At 54.0% G+C, this 14,944-nt stretch carries 14 protein-coding genes; 10 read left to right on the forward strand and 4 right to left on the reverse strand.

What is annotated here, in order from left to right:
- Positions 1–22: 22 nt before the first annotated feature.
- The 4 genes from RAE19_RS15825 to RAE19_RS15840 all read right to left on the reverse strand — a co-directional run bounded on the left by RAE19_RS15825 (position 23) and on the right by RAE19_RS15840 (position 4,511).
- Positions 23–1,477: an NAD(P)H-hydrate dehydratase gene (locus RAE19_RS15825; protein ID WP_313875784.1), complete on the reverse strand. Its 1,455-nt coding sequence runs from the start codon at positions 1,475–1,477 to the stop codon at positions 23–25.
- Complete coding sequence (locus RAE19_RS15830; RefSeq protein WP_313875785.1) at positions 1,467–2,354, reverse strand: MBL fold metallo-hydrolase; 888 nt, start codon at positions 2,352–2,354, stop codon at positions 1,467–1,469. The genes RAE19_RS15825 and RAE19_RS15830 overlap by 11 nt, the downstream gene beginning before the upstream one ends.
- Before the next feature lie 12 nt (positions 2,355–2,366).
- Positions 2,367–3,164 carry an HDOD domain-containing protein gene (locus RAE19_RS15835; RefSeq protein WP_313876253.1) on the reverse strand — a complete coding sequence of 266 codons (798 nt, stop codon included), beginning with the start codon at positions 3,162–3,164 and terminating at the stop codon, positions 2,367–2,369.
- Between the two features lie 93 nt (positions 3,165–3,257).
- Positions 3,258–4,511 (reverse strand): FAD-dependent oxidoreductase, encoded by a 1,254-nt coding sequence (locus RAE19_RS15840; protein WP_313875786.1) that lies wholly within the window; start codon positions 4,509–4,511, stop codon positions 3,258–3,260.
- Between the two features lie 273 nt (positions 4,512–4,784).
- Between RAE19_RS15840 and rpsB the strand changes: the two genes are divergently transcribed.
- The 10 genes from rpsB (at position 4,785) to RAE19_RS15890 (ending at position 14,922) form a co-directional block, all read left to right on the forward strand.
- The gene (gene rpsB, locus RAE19_RS15845; protein ID WP_313875787.1) at positions 4,785–5,537 is read left to right on the forward strand and encodes a 30S ribosomal protein S2; all 753 of its coding nucleotides are present in this window, start codon (positions 4,785–4,787) and stop codon (positions 5,535–5,537) included.
- Between the two features lie 82 nt (positions 5,538–5,619).
- Positions 5,620–6,543: a translation elongation factor Ts gene (gene tsf, locus RAE19_RS15850; protein ID WP_313875788.1), complete on the forward strand. Its 924-nt coding sequence runs from the start codon at positions 5,620–5,622 to the stop codon at positions 6,541–6,543.
- Between the two features lie 38 nt (positions 6,544–6,581).
- Entirely contained in the window at positions 6,582–7,304 is a 723-nt protein-coding gene (gene pyrH / locus RAE19_RS15855; protein ID WP_313875789.1) for a UMP kinase, read from the forward strand.
- A 37-nt stretch (positions 7,305–7,341) separates the two neighbouring features.
- Positions 7,342–7,902, forward strand: a complete 561-nt coding sequence (gene frr, locus RAE19_RS15860; protein ID WP_313875790.1) for a ribosome recycling factor — start codon at positions 7,342–7,344, stop codon at positions 7,900–7,902.
- A 10-nt stretch (positions 7,903–7,912) separates the two neighbouring features.
- A complete protein-coding gene (gene uppS, locus RAE19_RS15865) occupies positions 7,913–8,620 on the forward strand; it encodes a polyprenyl diphosphate synthase (protein WP_313875791.1) in 708 nt (235 codons plus the stop codon).
- A 28-nt stretch (positions 8,621–8,648) separates the two neighbouring features.
- Positions 8,649–9,494 (forward strand): phosphatidate cytidylyltransferase, encoded by an 846-nt coding sequence (locus RAE19_RS15870; protein WP_313875792.1) that lies wholly within the window; start codon positions 8,649–8,651, stop codon positions 9,492–9,494.
- A 12-nt stretch (positions 9,495–9,506) separates the two neighbouring features.
- Positions 9,507–10,694, forward strand: a complete 1,188-nt coding sequence (gene ispC / locus RAE19_RS15875; RefSeq protein ID WP_313875793.1) for a 1-deoxy-D-xylulose-5-phosphate reductoisomerase — start codon at positions 9,507–9,509, stop codon at positions 10,692–10,694.
- A gap of 15 nt (positions 10,695–10,709) precedes the next feature.
- Positions 10,710–12,068, forward strand: coding sequence for an RIP metalloprotease RseP (rseP, locus tag RAE19_RS15880; RefSeq protein ID WP_313875794.1), 1,359 nt, complete (start codon positions 10,710–10,712; stop codon positions 12,066–12,068).
- A 47-nt stretch (positions 12,069–12,115) separates the two neighbouring features.
- Positions 12,116–14,413, forward strand: coding sequence for an outer membrane protein assembly factor BamA (bamA, locus tag RAE19_RS15885; protein WP_313876254.1), 2,298 nt, complete (start codon positions 12,116–12,118; stop codon positions 14,411–14,413).
- A complete protein-coding gene (locus RAE19_RS15890; RefSeq protein WP_430962548.1) occupies positions 14,413–14,922 on the forward strand; it encodes an OmpH family outer membrane protein in 510 nt (169 codons plus the stop codon). The genes bamA and RAE19_RS15890 overlap by 1 nt, the downstream gene beginning before the upstream one ends.
- The last annotated feature ends 22 nt before the right edge of the window (positions 14,923–14,944 follow it).

A 14,944-nucleotide genomic window follows, 5' to 3' on the forward strand; every position in this document is an offset into this window, starting at 1 on the left:
AAATGGGGGCTAGCAGCTTTTTTTATAGGTGTTCGATCAGGCGACTGGCAGTCAAGGTTGTTTGCTGTGGCCATTGGTCTGCCAACAGCCCATGGATATAACAAGATTCTGACGCAGCTTCCCAAGCTGTGCTGCGCTGTGACAAGAGTGTGCCGGTTAGGCCCGCAAGTACATCGCCCGTTCCACCGATGGCGAGACGGCCATTGCCTGTGGGGTTGATGCGTGGCTTTCGACCAGGGGCTGCGATCACACTGCCTGACCCTTTCAGTATGACCGTGCATTGAAACGTTTCCGCCAATCTCTGGGCCGCGTCGAGCCGGTTGGCTTGGATCTGGGTGGTCTTGCACCCAAGCAAGCGCGCGGCTTCCAGCGGGTGAGGCGTTATCACCGTGGTGTCGGCGCGGCGCTGGACAAGTGCCTGTGCAAGGTCTGGTCTGATTGCAATCGCATTCAGTGCGTCAGCATCAATGACCAGGCGCTCTGCAAGCTCTAGCCAGTGGGGTAAATGGTGGCCGATATCGTGCTCACCCCCGCAGCCGGCAACGACCGTAAGGCCTTGGTGTGGCAGCGTGTCGGGGCTGCGCAGCATGATATCGGGCGGAATACCCACGCCTTGTAGTCCTTCGCTGTTCAAGAACGCGAGAAAGACCCGGCCGGCACCCGCGTGCAAGGCGGCGCAAGCCGCCAAAACTGCGGCACCTTGCATGCCCAGTGCCCCGCCCACGATCGCGACATCTCCAAAGCTTCCCTTGTGACTTGCGTGGGGTCTGGGGAGGGGCTTGGGTGTCGGGTTCAAGGTGCACCGGATGTGTTCAGTCGTGCTCTCCGTCCCTAGTTTGTGCAGCCAGATGTCACCGCATACATCCCGACCTTGGTGGGTAAACAATCCCGGTTTCAACCCAACAAGGCTCAAAGTGGCAGACGCTTGCACCACCGGTTCGAACGTAGAACCGGTGTCGGCATCCAGGCCGCTCGGGACGTCAATCGCAAAGGTGGGCTTTGCTGCTTGATTGATGCGTTTGATCCACTCCGCATAAGGTGGCTCAGGGTGGCGTTGAAGTCCGATGCCGAGGAGGGCGTCTATACAAACATCCCAGCTATCTGGCGCCTCGTGGTGCACTGCGATACCTTCAGCGACCAAACGGGTCCAAGCCCTGGACGCATCAGCAGGAGCGCTTTTTGGGCTTTTGACAGCACTTACGTATACGGTTTTGCCCCAGCGATGGAGATGGATGGCAGCTTCAGCGCCATCTCCACCGTTATTGCCGTTGCCACATGCGATCCAAAAAAAATGTGCGTGTGGGGCTTGAGCGAGTACCCAGCGCGCAATCGCTAGTCCGGCTTGCTCCATCAAGCCAGGTTGGCCGATGATCGGCTCGGTAGATGCTTCGATTGCTCGTATGTCAGCGCTGGAGAGCAGCGGTATTTCTGTGGTCGGTTTGGCGCTTTGGTGGCTTGCGATCCACTCAAAACTCATAGGTATCACCTTCGCGAGCCAATCGTATGTCAAGCCCATGTTGGGGTGCGCCGTGTTGGCTCAGTGCTTTTGCGAAGGCGCTTTCCAGCGCATCATCGCTACGAGTGGGTTCGTGATGGGTGCAAAAAAGCACTTGGACTCCAGCCTGCTGGGCGAGTTCAATGCTTGTGGCGAAGGTGCCATGCCCCCAGCCTTTTTTGGCAGGGTATTCCTCTGCGGTGTACGAGGTGTCTGCGATCAGCACATCTACGCCGCGAATGGCTTCGACGATCGCACGGTTCTTCTCGTCCACAAGGCTCTGATAGGCCGTGTAGCCTTCATCTTGAGGGTCGTAGATGTTGTAGGGGGGTTCGTGGTCACCGGTAAAAAAGACCGATTTACCGTTGCAATCGATCCGATAGCCGAAATCCACTACCGGGTGATTGAGAAGACAAGGCGTTACCGTCGCGCTGCCGACTTGTACCGGCTCCCCCGGGGACAGGGTCACGTATTCAATCCGCCCTTTCATTTCCTCCTCACGGACAGGAAAATAGCTGTATTGCAGCTGAACGGACATCACTTGCTCAATGCCTTTGCCCGATACGGGGTCAAAGCCGCCGTGAAGGCGCAGTGTATTCCCGGGGATGAAATTCGGGATAAAAAAGGGCAGCCCCTGGATGTGATCCCAGTGTGAGTGGGTAATCAGCACGTTGGCCGTAATCGGCATCTTGGCGAGCAATGTTTGCGACAAGGGGAAGATACCGGTGCCAGCATCCAGAATGATCAGCTCATTGTTGTCGGTGCGAATTTCAATGCAGGTGGTATTCCCGCCGTAGCGCACTGTGTGAGGCCCCGGCGAGGCAATGCTTCCCCGCACGCCCCAAAACCTGACTTTCATACGCGAGTCCCCTTACAACGTTGCGAACACTTGCGCCTCTTCGAAGATCACCCTCGGGTCGCCTAATGACGCTATGACTTCATCCAGTGTTCCCCCCAGTCGCTTTTGCAGCGCTGTGGGAAGTTCATCGATACGGTGATTTCCTGCAAATCCAAAGGCCAAGTGTTTGCTGATTTGGTTGGCGGCAAATACACAAGCAATCATGTCGGTGTCTTTGAAGTCGTGGGGCGACAAATGCCTGATTGTTTCAACCAGTGCGGGGGCGAAGCGCCATTTCTCTGCCAGCATGGCGCCTACGATGGAATGGTCTGCCCCGATCATGGCTTGCAACGCGGTATGCAATGAAGAACCATCATTTGCACTTCGCTCCAAGGCGAGTTTGAATTCTTCGGGCATAAATTGCGCAAAAACGACTTTCCCAAAATCGTGCAGCAGGCCGGCGATAAAGCAATCCATCGGATCAGCGTCCTGAACCCTATTGGCGAGTTTCTTTGCGAGACCTGCCGTCGCAAGTGAATGGAGCAGGTAAGCCTGCGCATCAAACCCTGCCTTGTTTTCTTGTGGAAGCATTCCGATGGCCGCAATGCTCAGGGCAAGGTTCTTGATAGTGTTGAAGCCCAAATAGACGACCGCATGCCCGATGGAGGTCACTTGACGAGGCAGGCTGTAGTACACCGAGTTCACGACCTTCAGGACTTTGACGGTAACAACCGGGTCTTTGTCGATGACATCAACCAGATCCTTCGGTGTGCTGTCCACGTTGCGGGTGAGCACCAGGATTTTTTCTACGCTTTTGGGGAATGCGGGCATTTTGTCCACAGCCGCGGTGAGCTTTTGCGTAAGTTCCGGGCTCATGCGTTTCCCCTATGGTGTCTGTCTTGTTTAGAGAATGGAAGCAATCAATTACCGGTTGAACCTCAGCGGGTGAAGGAAATCGCCCGAAAGGCTGGCTGGACGCCCCTCTATCTGTTCGCATAGTAATCGAGCGGAGCCGCTTGCCATTCCCCAGCCATTGGCACCGTGCCCCAGGTTGATCCAGAGTCCCGGTGCACCTGCGTTCCCTACCAAGGGGAGACCGTCTGGTGTGTATCCACAACTTCCGCGCCACACCTGACTGCCACCCGCATAGTTTGCGGCTCCGGGGAAGTATTGGTCCAGCGCGTTAAAAAGTCGTGCAATCACCCGTTTGTCATGGTCGCCCGCGCTACCCCGATTGAGTTCCGCACCACCGCAAACGCGCAAGCGTTTGCCGAGTCTGCTGATGGTGATTCCAGTCTTGTGGTCCTGTACCGCACTTTTCGGAGCGTTCAGTGGTTCTCGAATGCCAACGCTCAGGGCGTAGGCGCTAAGTTCTGCAACGGCGCTGAGAGCAGGTGTTTTGAGCGTGATCTTGTTTCGCGCAGTGGACGTGCACAACACCACATGATCGAACACATGCTGCTCACAGCTTGCAAGCCGGAGCATGGGCTGGGCTCCTGCGACTACTTCCGTGACCTCGCTTTGGAACGCGAGTTTGCCACCAGCTTGGGTGAATTGCTGCTTGATGGCTAAGACAAATTGCCGACAGTTCATGACACGGTCTGTGGGCAAGCGGATAGCTTTGCGGATGTGGCCGTGGTTCTGTAGCGAAGGCTCGGCAACCTCAAGTTCAGATGCCTCTAGCACTTGGAACGGCATCTCCAGCGCTTTCATGCTGTTCAAAACTCTGTGGAATGTGTTGAGCTCTTCGTCATTGCGCAGAAGAATCAATTGCCCGTCACTTTGTTCCAGCTCCAGCATGCTGTCTTTGATAGTGGCGTCGTTGATTTCGATGCTGCTTTGAATCAATTGTTGAGCGAACCGGATGCGACTTGTAACCGTCTCTTCGGCCCCATGGCTGGAGGACTGCCACAACCAGCGCAAGTCCGGTAATGAACCCTTGCGGAGCCGCGTGAGCTTTCGGGTAAGCTGGCTAAACCTGCTCAAGTGGTTCCCTGAAACTCCTACGCCTGAAAAAGGAAGTGCGTACGCCGGGCTGCAAATGCCTCCGTTTGCAAAGGTGCTGCCTTCACCCGCGGCTCCGTTTTTGTCAAAAACGGTAACTTCATGTCCCCGATTGCAGAGCTCCTGCGCTGCTGCGAGGCCAACCACACCTGCTCCCACTACCGCAATTTTCATTTCAGCTTTCGACTTGTGAATCTCTTGTCCAGATCCTGTATTTTTTCATAGCTTTAATGAATTTTCCGCTGCAGATGCTGCCAAATTACGATCGTTCTTGCCGCTGTTCGCACAGGGCGCGCAGGCTATTCATGGGTGCTGCATGCTATACTCGACTGGCTTAGGGGGTAAGTGCCCGCTAAGTAATCACAAATCGCCCCCCAAAGGTGTTGTGCCAGCGAGTAGCTGCGCAATCAGCGGGGCGGATTTCAGACCCAACCTTCGGAGTTAAATATGGCAGTAACAATGCGCGAAATGTTGGAAGCAGGCGTCCACTTTGGTCACCAAACCCGCTTCTGGAACCCCAAGATGGCACCGTTCATCTTCGGTCACCGTAACAAGATTCACATCATCAACCTGGAAAAATCTTTGCCGATGTTCCAGGAGGCAGCGAAGTTCGTTCGCCAATTGTCCGCAAAGCGTGGCACCATTTTGATGGTTGGCACAAAGCGTCAAGCCCGTGAAATCGTCTCTGCCGAAGCTCAGCGCGCTGGCGTTCCCTTTGTGGATCAGCGTTGGTTGGGCGGCATGTTGACGAACTTCAAAACCGTCAAGACTTCCATCAAGCGCCTGAAGGACATGAAAGTCCAGCAAGAAGCCGGTTTGGACAGCATGAGCAAAAAAGAGCAGTTGATGTTTGCTCGTGAGCTGGAAAAATTGGAAAAAGACATTGGCGGTATTCAAGAAATGAATACCTTGCCAGATGCGATTTTTGTGATCGACGTTGGTTACCACAAGATTGCTATCGCTGAAGCTCGCAAGTTGGGCATTCCTTTGATCGGCGTTGTGGATTCCAACCACTCCCCCGAAGGCATCGACTACGTGATTCCCGGTAACGACGACTCTTCGAAGGCGGTTACTTTGTACGCCCGCGGAATCGCTGACGCGATTCTGGAAGGCCGCGCAAATGCCGTGGACGACGTGGTCAAGGCCGTTGCCGCTGAAGGCAATGATGAGTTCGTTGAAGTGAGCGAAGCTTCCGCTTAAGCCCTTCTGCACCCGGAAAAGGGGGCTTTGTTGCCCCTTTTTTTTAGCCTTTATTTAAACTGTTTAGATTCGGAGAATACAAATGGCAGCAATTACAGCGAGCATGGTGGCAGAACTGCGCGGCAAGACCGATGCTCCAATGATGGAATGCAAAAAAGCACTGACTGAAGCCGAAGGCGATATGGCCAAGGCGGAAGAGATTTTGCGCGTCAAGTTGGGTAGCAAGGCTGGTAAAGCCGCTGCCCGTGTGACAGCTGAAGGCGTTGTTGCCTCCAGCATTGCCAATGGCGTTGGCGCGTTGATCGAAGTGAACTGCGAAACTGACTTTGTGACCAAGAACGACAGCTTCTTGGCATTGGCTGCAGCCGCAGCGTCACTCGTTGCCCAGTACAACCCGGTTGACGTGGCTGCATTGAGCGCTTTGGCTTACGAGCAAGACGGCTTTGGTCCCACACTCGAAGACGTCCGCAAAGGCTTGATCGGCAAGATCGGCGAAAACATGACCTTCCGTCGTTTCAAGCGATTCGACGGCTCTGCCAAGCTGGCCTCCTACCTGCACGGCACCCGTATCGGTGTCGTTGTCGAGTTCGATGGCGACGAATCAGCAGCGAAAGATGTGGCGATGCACGTAGCTGCCATGAAGCCCGTGTCCTTGTCTGCAGACCAAGTTCCTGCTGAGCTGGTGGAGCGTGAGCGTTCCGTGGCAGCTGCGAAGGCTGCAGAAGATGCTGCGGTCGCAACCGCAGCAGGCAAGCCTGTTCAATCTGCAGAAATCGTGGCCAAGCGCATCGAGGGCGGTGTTCAGAAGTACCTGAAAGAGGTCTCTTTGTTCAATCAGCCTTTTGTCAAAAACGACAAGCAAACTGTGGAGCAGATGTTGAAGTCCATCAATACAACCGTGAAGGGTTTCACGCTGTACGTAGTGGGCGAGGGCATTGAAAAGAAGGTCGATGACTTTGCTGCAGAAGTAGCAGCGCAAGTTGCGGCCGCCAAGCAGTCCGCTTAATTCCACAACACGAATCGTCCACCGAACGGGAGTCATCTATGAGTCAATCCAAACCTGCTTACAAGAGAATTTTGCTTAAGCTGTCAGGCGAGGCCTTGATGGGTGACGACCAGTTCGGTATCAATCGCGACACTATCGTCCGCATGGTGGATGAGATTGCAGAAGTTACGCGCTTAGGTGTTGAAGTGGCCGTTGTGATTGGCGGGGGTAATATTTTCCGTGGGGTGGCTGGTGGTTCGGTCGGCATGGACCGCGCTACAGCCGACTACATGGGGATGCTTGCTACAGTGATGAATGCACTGGCTTTGGGAGACACCATGAACAAAGCGGGTTTGACGGCTCGCGTGATGTCTGCGATCGGTATCGAGCAAGTTGTTGAGCCTTACGTTCGTCCAAAGGCGCTGCAATATCTCGAAGAGGGTAAGGTCGTCATTTTTGCTGCCGGTACTGGTAATCCCTTCTTCACAACCGATACAGCAGCTGCGTTGCGCGGCGCGGAGATCGGCGCTGAAATGGTCTTGAAGGCGACGAAAGTGGATGGTGTTTACACCGCGGATCCGAAAAAGGATCCGGCTGCAACGCGCTATTCCAAAATCACCTTCAACGACGCGATGACCCAAAATCTGGGGATCATGGATGCGGCTGCGTTTGCCCTGTGCCGTGATCAAAAACTGCCAATTAAAGTCTTTTCAATCTTCAAACATGGCGCGCTCAAACGTGTTGTGATGGGCGAAGACGAAGGCACCTTGGTGCACGTTTGAGCATTGGGTTGTAGATAGATACTGAGCGAGGAAAAAAATGTCCGTTGCTGAAATCAAGAAAACGCTGGATACCAAGATGGAGCAGTCCATCGCAGCTTTGAAAAACAACTTGACGAAAATTCGCACCGGCCGTGCGAATCCTGCGTTGTTGGATACGGTCCATGTGGACTACTACGGTTCCATGGTGCCCCTGAGCCAGGTTGCCAACTTGTCTCTCATCGATGCGCGGACTATCAGCGTGCAGCCTTGGGAAAAGAACATGGCCCAGAAGATCGAGAAGGCGATTCGTGACAGCGATCTCGGTTTGAATCCTTCCAGCTTGGGCGAGTTAATTCGCGTTCCATTGCCGGCGATGACAGAAGAGCGACGTAAGGAGCTCACCAAAGTCGTCCGCGGAGAAGGTGAGGCGAGCAAAGTCGCCATTCGCAATTTGCGCCGTGACGCCAACGAAGCGGTGAAAAAGCTAGTTAAAGACAAACTCGCTTCCGAAGATGATCAAAAGCGTTGTGAAGCTGATGTCCAAAAAGTGACAGACAAGCACATCACGGAAGTTGACCGTTTGGTAGCGTCCAAAGAGCAAGATTTAATGGCCGTTTAAGGCCTTGCAGATGTCATCATCCGGAAATCCATCTGGACTCCATGTCGCCATCGTGATGGATGGTAACGGCAGGTGGGCATCGAAGCGTTTTTTGCCGCGTTTAGCAGGTCACAAGCAAGGGGTAGAGGCGTTGAAGCGCATAGTCCGGGCTTGTCCATCACGAGGCATCGCGGCACTGACGGTGTTTGCGTTTTCCTCAGAGAACTGGAGTCGACCCGCTGATGAGGTTTCCGGCTTGATGGACATTCTCGTCGGTGCGCTCACCCGCGAGGTCGCTCAGCTGAGTGCAGAGGGCGTTCGAATCCGTTTTGTTGGAAGTCGCGCTGGTCTATCTGAGAAGGTTCAGCACGGCTTGAGCCAAGCGGAATTGGACACCTCAGGCAACACCTCACTGGACCTCAACATTTGCTTCAACTACGGCGGGCGATGGGATATCGTGCAAGCGGCGAATGCCTTGGTTGCCCGTGGTGCCGCAATTACGGAGCAAACTCTTGGCGAGGCCATGGCATTGGCTCCGTCAACTGACCCGGACCTGCTTATTCGGACCGGCGGTGAATTTAGGATTAGTAATTTCTTGTTGTGGCAGTCCGCCTACTCCGAGCTCATCTTCAGCCCGAAACTATGGCCTGATTATGCGGAATCGGATTTGGATGCCGCGCTGGAGGAGTTTGCCTCCAGAGAGCGCCGGTTCGGCAAAACCTCGGCTCAGATTGCGTAGTCTCTAAGCCTCTCTTACCAGGGTACCTATGTTACGCCTACGCATTTTTACGGCAGTAGCGTTACTTGCTGTGCTTCTTCCTGCGGTTTTTTATCCTCATCCCGCAGCGTTCGCTGTGGTCGCAGGTGTCCTGATGGCCTGTGGTGCATGGGAATGGTTTCGGCTGAATCAATCTTCTGATTCGGGGGCTCTTGCAGCGGGCTTCGCCTGTGCTGCGGTTTGTATCCTATTCTGGTTCTTTCCATTGCCGGCAAAGGCTATGAGCGTGATTTGGTCGTTCTCGGCGCTTGCATGGGTGGTCGGTGGCGGCATTTTGTTGAAGGCGGGTGTTCCTGCGTGGTCCTTGATTCCATCGGCATTGCGTCAGCTGTTGGGTTTCGTGCTTTTGTGTTTTGCATGGCTGGCTGTGGTCAATGCAAGGGCTCTTGGCATCAACTTCTTGTTTTCTGCAATGGCTCTCGTTTGGGTCGCTGACATTGCTGCGTACTTCGCGGGCCGTAGATTCGGTGGACGTTTCTTTTCTGATAAGTTGGCACCAGGCATCAGTCCCGGGAAAACGCGCGAGGGTGCTATCGGTGGCTTGATAGGCGTGGTGCTCCTGGCCTTTGGCTGGTGTATGGCTGACCAGCATTTCTTGATGGACTCCAACAGCATCTTCTCGTTATTGGCCGAGCTTCATTGGCTATTCATGCTGCTGGGAGCCATTTTCCTGGGGTTGATGAGTATCTGTGGTGACTTGTTGGAGTCGCTGGTCAAGCGCTCTGCGGGTGCAAAAGACAGCAGTCAGCTGTTGCCTGGCCACGGAGGAGTTCTGGACAGAATCGACGCACTTCTGCCTGTTATTCCACTTGCCATGCTTTTGCAGGCGTTTTAGTTCGGGGCTTCCATGCAACAGGTTTCAGTTTTGGGGTCGACCGGTTCGATTGGTGTCAACACATTGGATGTTTTGCGCAGACACACTGACAGGTTTCAGGTTTTTGCGTTAACAGCATCCACGCGCGTGGACCAGATGGTGGAGCAGTGTCTGGAATTCCGGCCACGCTACGCTGTGATGGTGGATTCCTTGAGTGCCACTACTTTGCAGTCACGCTTAAGGGCTGAGGGCATGAGCACGGAGGTGCTATCAGGCGCCCATGCTTTGAGTGAAGTTGCATCTCACCCAGACGTTCACATAGTCATGGCCGCCATTGTGGGGGCGGCAGGGCTGGAGTCTTGTATTGCTGCTGCGCTTGCTGGTAAGCGGCTGTTACTCGCGAACAAAGAGGCCTTGGTGGTAGGCGGTAACGTCTTTATGTCAGCGGTGGAGCGAGGTGGCGCCACATTACTACCGATTGATAGCGAACACTCCGCGATTTTCCAGTCCTTGCCGGCTGACAAAAGCCTCTGGAAAGCGTCGGTGGACAAACTCATCTTGACAGCGTCAGGTGGTCCTTTCAGGACATGGCCAACCTCTCAGATCGCAGCTGCAACTCCTGAGCAGGCCTGCGCGCACCCCAATTGGGTCATGGGGCGCAAAATTTCGGTGGACTCCGCCACCATGATGAATAAAGCCTTGGAGGTGATCGAGGCTAAGTATTTGTTCAATGTCTCGCCTCGGCAAATTGATGTCTTGATTCATCCTCAGAGCGTGATCCATTCCATGGTTCAGTATGTGGACCACTCCGTGGTTGCCCAGTTGGGCACTCCGGATATGCGAGGGCCGATAGCCTACGGTTTGTCATGGCCTGAGCGCGTGGAGTCGGGAGCGGCGCCCTTGGACTTTTCGACCATGTCGTCGTGGACGTTCGAATCGATCCGTGATGAACAGCATCAAAGCCGTTTTCCCGGACTTTTCTTGGCCTGGGAAACTTTAGAGGGGCAAAGTGGCTCAACAGCTGTACTGAATGCTGCCAATGAAGTCGCCGTTGCAGCATTTTTGAACCGTGAGATACGCTTTGATCAGATTTACACGGTAAATCGTGCAACCCTTAACGCTTTGTCCTATACATCACCTCACGATTTGGCTGCACTTTTGGCGCTTGATGCTGAAGCGCGCGCGGTGGCTACCCAGCACTGCCGGGCACTCTCGACCTGAAATAAGAGGAAATCCATGCAAACCATAGTCGCCTTCCTTGTTGCGATAGGTCTATTGGTTGCTGTGCACGAGTGGGGGCACTACATCGTTGCGCGAGCCTGTGGGGTCAAGGTTTTGCGGTTTTCAATCGGCTTTGGCCCTAGGCTCTGGAGCAGGGTGAGTTCTCGGAGCGGTACAGAATTCGCTTTGAGTCTGATTCCTTTGGGCGGATACGTAAAAATGCTCGACGAGCGCGAAGCAGAAGTGGACCCAGCGGATCGCCATCAAGCATTCAACACCCAGTCCCTCAGCAGGCGAAGCGCCATCGTGGCTGCAGGCCCGTTGGTTAATCTGGTCTTCGCGGTATTTCTGTACTCCCTGCTGAATTGGCAAGCGACTCTGGCAGCTGCGCCTGTCTTGCCAGTCCCGGTCACTGGTTCTCAAGCGGAAATGGGGGGCTGGACTGGCGGGGAGCTCGTATTACGCGTTGGGACCTCACCGGATGCACTGGAACCAGTTCAAACTTTTGATGAATTTCGCTGGCGACTGACATCGGCGGCACTGGGGCAATCGACGCTTTTTGTTGAAACCGTACCAGGTCAAGAAAAAACGTCTGGCTCACCGGTTGTCCGGCCGCTCAGTTTTGAGCAAACATCGACTAACGCAGCAGATGCGTCTATGTTTCAGAGAATTGGTTGGGTATCTCCTTTTTCCAAGCCGGTGTTGGGGGATGTAGCGCCTGATTCGCGCGCAGCTTTGGCGGGTTTGCAGCCCAATGATTTGGTCATATCGGTCAACGGAAGTCCGATTGCTGATGCATCTACATTGCGTACGATGATTCGTTCCTCCCCTGAAAAGACGATGGAGTGGGTCGTCATCCGAGGCTCTGACCGCTTGCGTCTGTCCGTTACTCCTGCGCTTGATCGCTCAGGCGGGCAAACCATCGGGAGGGTAGGGGCCTTTGTGGGCTCGATACCTGAAATGGTGGAGGTTCAGTACGGGTTCTTCGAGGGTATGTGGCGCGCCGTCAAAAAAACCGGCGATATCGCATGGATGTCGCTTACGACCATGGGGCAAATGCTGACGGGGAAGGTATCGCTGACCAACCTGAACGGCCCCTTGGCAATTGCGAACTATGCAGGTAAGTCAGCTGCACTGGGTTTTGTCTCTTTTGTAGGCTTTCTCGCTTTGGTGAGCATCAGCTTGGGGGTGCTGAACCTTCTACCTCTGCCTGTCTTGGATGGCGGGCACCTGATGTATTATCTTTGGGAAGGCGTCACCGGTCGTCCGGTGCCTGAAAAGTGGTGGGAACGACTGCAACGACTCGGAATTGCGTTGTTGTTAGTGATGATGTCGGTTGCCTTGTACAACGACATCCAACATATCTTGGGTTAGGCCACCTTCGTGGCAACCTAGACCCTCGGAGATTCAAATTGAAATTTATGAAATCAAGCAGCCGCAAGGTCCGTTTTGCGACCGTGGGTGGCCTTTTGGCGTTCCTGATCCAAAATGCTTGGGCCGTCGACCCATTTCCGGTGAAAGACATCCGTGTCGAAGGCTTGCAGCGTGTCGAGGCAGGTACCGTTTTTGCGTCTATCCCGGTCCGAGTGGGGGACACCTACACTGATGAAAAGGCAGCGGCGTCCATCCGGGCGTTGTTCGCCTTGGGTTTGTTTAAGGACGTGCGCATCGAGAGCAACAATGGTGTAGTCGTTGTGATTGTCGAAGAGCGTCCCAACGTGGCGGACGTCGATTTCTCTGGAAATCGGGAGTTCGACAAGGATGTACTCAAACGCGCCTTGCGTGATATCGGGCTGGCCGATGGCCGGCCCTTTGACAAAGCACTTGTCGACCGCGCTGAGCAGGAGCTGAAACGGCAGTACATCAGCAAGAGTATGTATGCCGTAGAAATTGTCACCACAGTCACGCCGATTGAGCGCAATCGGGTCAACGTGAGCTTTGCTGTCACTGAAGGTGAAGTTGCCAAAATCAGCGAGATTTCGTTCGTTGGCAATAAATCGTTTTCGTCGAGCACGCTGCGTGGTCTGTTCGATTCAGACACGGGGAATTGGCTAAGTTGGTATACCAAATCCAACCGGTACACGCGCACCAAATTAAACGCGGATGTAGAGACACTCCGTTCATATTACTTGGCGCGTGGTTTTTTGGAGTTCAAGGTGGACTCTACCCAAGTGGCCATTTCCCCGGACAAAAAAGATATTGTGATCACGCTCAGCATGACCGAAGGAGAGCAGTTCGCGGTATCCAACATCAAGCTGGCTGGCAATTTTTTGGGTAAGGAAGCTGAATTTCAGTCCTTGGTAACCATCAAGGCGGGTGAGCCTTACAACGCGACAGACGTGGCTCAGACAACAAAGGCATTTACAGATTATTTCGCCAATTTTGGCTATGCCTTCGCTCGTGCTGAGGCGCGCACAGAAATCGATCGCACCACCAATCGCGTGGAAATCACCCTTGTAGGCGAGCCATCACGCCGTGTATACGTTCGGCGTATCAATGTTGCGGGTAACGACCGCACTCGCGACGAAGTGATTCGCCGCGAATTCCGTCAGCTTGAAGCCGCTTGGTATGACGGTGAAAAAATTCGCTTGTCCCGAAACCGCGTTGATCGTTTGGGCTACTTCACCAATGTGGGCATCGACACCCAAGAGGTAGCAGGCGCTCCCGATCAGGTAGATCTCACCATTACTGTGGTTGAGAAGCCCACAGGAAGCATCAGCTTGGGGGCAGGTGTTTCTAGCGCTGACGGCTTGGGGCTCTCGTTTGGATTCAAACAAGAAAATGCTTTCGGATCTGGTAATTCGCTTGGTATTGAAGTCAATACGAGTAAGTCCAATCGCACTCTGGTGCTCAGCACTTCTGATCCCTACTTTACAGATGACGGCGTGTCGCGAACCTTTGATCTGTATCAGCGGACCTCACGCCCCTACGACAACACGTCAACCTACGCGATTGAGACAACGGGTATCGGTGTCCGTTTTGGGGTTCCGTTCAACGATTCAGACACCGTGTTTTTCGGGCTGGGTGCGGACAAGACTCGAATTATCCCCGGGACACTTCTACCAACGGTCTATCAAGACTATGCCAACGAGTTTGGTTACAGCGCAACTGCAGTGCCTTTGACAATTGGTTGGTCGCGGGACACCCGAGACAGTGCATTGGTGCCCAGTACAGGCCAAGTAATTCGCACCAATGGTGAGTGGAGTGTTGGCGGTGATATGCGATATGTTCGCGGAACGGTTCAATTCCAGCAGTTTTTACCTGTCTCCCGTAGAGTCACCGCAGCATTCAATAGTGAGTTGTCCATCGGTGCTGCGACAGGTTCCGGTTCGTATCCCGTGTTTAAAAACTACTATTTGGGCGGACTCGGCTCAGTCCGTGGATTCGAGCAGGGAAGTCTCACGACAGCAGCTCAACGAGCTGCTTCGTTGACTGCAACAGGCGGTGCGAAGAAAGTAGTGTTCAACGCAGAACTTTTGTCACCATTGCCCGGTGGCGGGAACGATCGGACCTTGCGGGGTTTTACGTTCGTGGATGCAGGTGGAATCTACGCTCCCAACGAAGCGATTCAACTTTCTGAAATGCGTGCCTCTTACGGTATAGGGATCAGTTGGATTTCGCCGGTTGGCCCTTTGCGCTTGGCATTATCTCGACCATTATCCAAATTTGACGCAGATAAAATGCAGTCCATTCAATTTCAAATTGGAACCACTTTTTAATGAAAACAGCACAAATCAAATGGGCGTTGGTGACTGCGATGGCTTTGACGGCCACCAGCGGTTTTGCCCAAGAGTCCAAGGTCGGTTACATCAATACACAACGTATTACGACAGAGTCTGCGCCAGCGAAGGCCGCACAGGCGAAGTTGGAGGCGGAGTTTTCCAAGCGCCAGAAAGATCTCGCGGACGTTCAGCAGTCGCTGAAGTCTATGAGCGACAAGTTCGAGCGTGACGCGCCCGCTATGTCCGAGGCTCAGCGGACCACACGCCAGAAAGAGTTTGCTGAGCAAAATCGCGACTTCCAGCGCAAGCAGCGTGAATTCCAAGAAGACTTGAATGGCCGTCGCAATGAAGAGTTGCAACAAGTCTTGGACAAGGCGAATAAGGCAGTGAAACAAGTTGCTACGGACGAGAAGTACGACATCGTGATCCAAGAAGTGGTCTACAGCAGCCCGCGTCATGACATCACCGAGAAGGTACTGAAAATCCTCAACCAAAGCGCCAAATAAACTTTGTTGCAAGCGTTATCTC

Origin of the sequence: Rhodoferax potami (genome assembly GCF_032193805.1) — a bacterium.
Taxonomy (GTDB): domain Bacteria; phylum Pseudomonadota; class Gammaproteobacteria; order Burkholderiales; family Burkholderiaceae_C; genus Allorhodoferax; species Allorhodoferax potami_A.